Raw genomic sequence first — 456 nt, forward strand, 5'->3', positions numbered from 1 at the left:
CAGCTGGCCCATCACGCGGGGCGGATGTATTCGCCCGATGCCGCCGATACGGCGGGCGCCGCCTTTGGCCGGGCCCCGGTCTGTTCGGGCCCCTATGCCTTTGTCGACCGGGTCGAGGGCGACCGGATCGTGCTGGAACGCTTTGCCGATCACTGGGACGCCGACCAGTTCCATTACGACCGGGTGATCTATCTGCCGATCCCGGACACGACGGTGCGGCTGGCCAACGTGCGGTCTGGCGATCTGGACATCATCGAACGCACCGCCCCCGCCGACGTGCCGGGCGTGCGGGCCGACGACCGCCTGCAGCTGTTCGAGGTGCCCAACATCGGGTATCAGGGCATCACCATCAACGTCGGCAACGGACCCCGCGCGGAGGCACCGCTGGGCGCCGATGCCCGCGTCCGCCAGGCGCTGTCGCTGTCCATCGACCGCCAGGCGCTGAACCAGGTCGTG

1 protein-coding gene is annotated in these 456 nt (G+C 69.5%); it reads left to right on the forward strand.

Features of this window, described 5'->3' with window-relative positions:
• Window positions 1-456, forward strand: a 456-nt coding sequence (locus TW83_RS18655; RefSeq protein WP_045984286.1) for an ABC transporter substrate-binding protein, incomplete at both ends; no start/stop codon positions are given.

This window comes from Paracoccus sp. S4493, from assembly GCF_000967735.1.
In the GTDB taxonomy this organism is placed as follows: Bacteria; Pseudomonadota; Alphaproteobacteria; order Rhodobacterales; family Rhodobacteraceae; genus Paracoccus; species Paracoccus marcusii.